Origin of the sequence: Paucibacter sp. XJ19-41, assembly GCF_028462495.1 — a bacterium.
GTDB lineage: Bacteria > Pseudomonadota > Gammaproteobacteria > Burkholderiales > Burkholderiaceae_C > Roseateles_E.
In genome coordinates, this window is record NZ_JAQOWX010000243.1 from 1 (window position 1) to 2300 (window position 2300).

Here is a 2300-nt window from a genome sequence, read left to right on the forward strand (position 1 = left end):
GAGCTCGACGAGCCGGCCCCCGACCCCGCCAGGCTGGCCGGGCTGGCGGCGCTGCTGGCGGCCGGCGATTTCCGCGCCGTCGAACGCTATCGCGAGCTGGCCTCGGCGCTGCGCGCCCGGCACGGGGCGCGTGCCCATGAGCTCGGCGAGCGCATCCGCGCCTTCGATTTCGAGACCGCGCTGCAGCTGCTGCGCGGACTGGGCTACTGAAACGCCACCTCGGCAAAGCTGCGCAGCTTGCGGCTGTGCAGCTGGGTCAGGTGGCGCTTGCGCAGCAGCTCGACCGCGCGCAGCCCGATGCGCAGATGCTGGTCGACCCGCTCGCGATAGAACTGGTTGGCCATGCCGGGTAGTTTGATCTCGCCATGCAGCGGCTTGTCGGAGACGCACAGCAGGGTGCCGTAGGGCACGCGGAAGCGGAAGCCGTTGGCCGCCAGCGTGGCGCTCTCCAGGTCCAGCGCCACCGCGCGGCTCTGGCTGAAGCGGCGCTCGGGGCCGCCGTCCCGATGGTTGGGCAGCAGCTCCCAGTTGCGGTTGTCGGTCGAGGCCACGGTGCCGGTGCGGAAGATCTGCTTGAGCGCCGGGCCGGCAAGACCTGTCACCTCGGCCACCGCCTCCTCGAGCGCCTGCTGGATCTCGGCCAGCGGCGGGATAGGCACCCAGAGCGGCAGCTCCTCGTCGAGCACATGGTCCTCGCGCACATAGCCGTGGGCCAGCACATAGTCGCCCAGCGCCTGGCTGTTGCGCAGGCCGGCGCAGTGGCCCAGCATCAGCCAGGCATGCGGGCGCAGCACCGCGATATGGTCGCTCATGGTCTTGGCATTGGCCGGGCCGACGCCGATGTTCACCATCGTGATGCCGCTGCGGTCCTGGCGGATCAGGTGGTAGGCCGGCATCTGTGGCAGGCGGGGCAGGGCCTGGCCCAAGGCATCGGCCGCTTGTGCTGACAGGCCGACGCGGCGCGTGACCAGGTTGCCGGGTTCGACGAAGGCGATGCAGTCGTCGTGCTCATGCGGATTCGCCGGGTCGGGCGTGCGCGCCATCAGCTCATGGCCCAGGCGCACGAACTCGTCGATATAGAACTGGTAGTTGGTGAACAACACGAAGTTCTGGAAGTGGTCGGTCGAGGTGCCGGTGTAGTGGCGCAGCCGGTGCAGCGAGTAGTCGACCCGCGGCGCGGTGAACAGGGCCAGCGGCGCCGGCGCGCCGGGTGGGCCCTGGTGGGTGCCATTGGCGATGCCATCGTCCATCGCGGCCAGATCGGGCAGGTCGAACAGATCGCGCATCAGGAGGCGGCGCTCGGCGCTCAGCGCGCCCTCGACATGGTCATGCTCGCCGAGCGCGAAGTGCAGCGGGATCGGCTGGTGGCTGGTGCCCACCTCCAGGCTCACGCCGTGGTTGATCAGCAGCAGGCGGAACTGCTCCAGGTAGTAGTCGCCGAACAGGTCGGGCCGGGTCAGCGTGGTCTCGTAGCTGCCGGGGCCGGCGACAAAGCCGTAGGCCAGGGTCGAGACCGCGCGCGCCACGGTGCGGGTGTGGATGCGCACAAAGGGGTAGCAGGCGCGCACCCGGCCGATCTCCTCGCCGGCGACGAAGCGCTGCAGCGCCTCGCGCAGGCTGGCGACGCTGGCGGCGTAGATCTCCTGGGCGCGCGCCAGCGCGGCCTCGGCCTGGTCAAACGCGGTGGGGGCGAAGAAGGGCGGCTTGTTCATCATGGCGCCATTGTGGCGCGGCGGCGCAGGCCTCCAGCTCACCGCGCCCCAATCCCAGGTCCAGCAGCTCGCGCTCGCTCATCGCGAGCAGCTCGCGGCGTTCGGCGCGCCGGCGCAGCGCCGCATGCCAGCGCTGGCTGAGGCATTGCAGCAAGGNCTCACCGCGCCCCAATCCCAGGTCCAGCAGCTCGCGCTCGCTCATCGCGAGCAGCTCGCGGCGTTCGGCGCGCCGGCGCAGCGCCGCATGCCAGCGCTGGCTGAGGCATTGCAGCAAGGTGGGGGTGAGGTTGTCGGGCATGGCTGGTTCCGGTGTTGATCGCCGCCATGCTCGGCCCAAGGCTAAGATTTGGAAAGTTGAATCATCTGATCACAGCCAACAGGAATTCCTATGCGTAGCCTGAATCTCGACCAGTTGCGCAGCCTGGTGGCGATTGCCGACCTGGGCAGTTTCGCCGCCGCCGCCCAGGCCCTGCATCTGGCAGCGCCAACCATCAGCCTGCAGATCAGCGAGCTGGAGTCGCGGGTCGGCGCCCAGCTGCTGCAGCGCGGCCGGCGCGGCGCGCTGCCGACCTCGGCCGGCGCCCTGCT

4 protein-coding genes are annotated in these 2300 nt (G+C 70.1%); 2 read left to right on the forward strand and 2 right to left on the reverse strand.

Annotated features, from left to right (window positions below; all coding sequences use genetic code 11):
• The coding region (locus PO768_RS28555) for a hypothetical protein (protein ID WP_272648755.1) at window positions 1-210 on the forward strand (210 nt) is incomplete at its 5' end.
• Here the strand turns inward: PO768_RS28555 and PO768_RS28560 are convergent.
• The gene (locus PO768_RS28560; protein WP_272648756.1) at window positions 204-1712 is read right to left on the reverse strand and encodes an AMP nucleosidase; all 1509 of its coding nucleotides are present in this window, start codon (window positions 1710-1712) and stop codon (window positions 204-206) included. The two genes, PO768_RS28555 and PO768_RS28560, sit on opposite strands and share 7 nt — an antisense overlap.
• Complete coding sequence (locus PO768_RS28565) at window positions 1675-2010, reverse strand: DUF1127 domain-containing protein (protein ID WP_272648757.1); 336 nt, start codon at window positions 2008-2010, stop codon at window positions 1675-1677. The genes PO768_RS28560 and PO768_RS28565 overlap by 38 nt, the downstream gene beginning before the upstream one ends.
• 90 nt (window positions 2011-2100) lie before the next feature.
• Here PO768_RS28565 and PO768_RS28570 point away from each other — a divergent pair.
• On the forward strand, window positions 2101-2300 hold a 200-nt coding region (locus PO768_RS28570), incomplete at its 3' end, for a helix-turn-helix domain-containing protein (RefSeq protein WP_272648758.1).